Origin of the sequence: Mesorhizobium sp. M7A.F.Ca.US.006.04.2.1 (assembly GCF_004022915.1) — a bacterium.
Classification (GTDB): Bacteria; Pseudomonadota; Alphaproteobacteria; order Rhizobiales; family Rhizobiaceae; genus Mesorhizobium; species Mesorhizobium ciceri.
In genome coordinates, this window is record NZ_RZQA01001246.1 from 1 (window position 1) to 1,302 (window position 1,302).

Annotated in this window: 2 pseudogenes; one reads left to right on the plus strand and one right to left on the minus strand. The window is 65.2% G+C overall.

What is annotated here, in order from left to right:
- Positions 1–148: 148 nt before the first annotated feature.
- Positions 149–579 (minus strand): annotated as a pseudogene (locus tag EN925_RS36270) (nucleoside deaminase).
- A gap of 200 nt (positions 580–779) precedes the next feature.
- Between EN925_RS36270 and EN925_RS36275 the strand changes: the two are divergent.
- Positions 780–1,302, plus strand: a pseudogene (locus EN925_RS36275) (RNA pseudouridine synthase); the annotation flags it as partial.

Here is a 1,302-nt window from a genome sequence, read left to right on the forward strand (position 1 = left end):
GGCCGGCACCGCGCCGCAGAACGAGCTTGGCGAGGACGAGTACAAGAAGGAACGCCGTCTCAAGAAAGAGGCGGAAGGCAAGAAGGGCAGCGGCTGGTTCGATTGGCTGTAAGAACACCGAATTGTGTCGCCGGGCGTAGCGCCCGCTTCAGCCGCGCCGCTCCCGAAAAAATCCTTTAAGCAGCAGGCCTGCTTCGGTCTCGCCCATGCCCGGATAGATGTCGGGCGCGTGGTGGCAGGTCGGCGAGGCGAAAAACGCACGCCGTTGACCACCGCACCGCCCTTGTTGTCGGCGGCGCCGAAATAGAGCCGGCGCAGCCGGGCGAAGGAAATGGCGCCGGCGCACATGGCGCAAGGCTCCAGCGTCACATACAGATCATGCCCGGTCAGCCGCTCGGCCGACAGTTTGCGGCAGGCTTCGCGGATGACCAGCATCTCGGCATGCGCGGTCGGGTCGGCAAGTTCCCGTGTGCGGTTGCCGGCGCTGGCGACAACACCAGCGCCATTGGCGATGACGGCGCCGACCGGCACTTCGCCTCGCAAGGCGGCAGCTTCGGCCTCCTTCAGCGCCAGCGCCATGAAATCGGGCCGCTTCACGCGATTTCCACTCCGATTATCTCCTCGCCACCTGACGGTGATCCTGTTATGGAGCGCATGACCTCGAAAATCGGGACTCGGTTTTCGAAAATGATCATGCGCCACATCAAAAGTGCTACAGCGTTCGTTGCGCGCCCGAAAGGATGCGCCACGCTGTAGCAGCGCAAACGGATAAAGGCCACATGGACGACAACGACAAGAAATTCCGACCCAGGAAGGGTCCGGCCAAGAGTGGGCCGAAAGCCGCGGGACCGCGCAGCCGCGATGGCGCCGCGGGCAAGGGCGGCAAACCGTCCTTTGGCGCCAAGAAACCTTACGCACCGCGTGGCGACCGGCCGATGGCTGCCGATGGCGAGCGGCCGAAGCGCGATTTCAAGGGCGGCGACAAGCCTTTCAGCAAAGGCCCGCGTCCCGAAGGCAAGCCTTTTGAGAAACGCGAGGGGCCGCGCAAGCCCTATGCACCGCGCGGCGATCGCCCAATGGCCGCCGAAGGCGAGCGCAAGCCCTATGAAAAGCGCGAAGGACCGCGCAAGCCCTACGCACCGCGCGGCGATCGCCCAATGGCCGCCGAAGGCGAGCGCAAGCCTTATGAAAAGCGCGAAGGACCGCGCAAGCCCTACGCACCGCGCGGCGACCGCCCGGTGGCCGCTGAAGGCGAGCGCAAGCCCTACGAGAAGCGCGAAGGGCCACGCAAACCCTATGCAC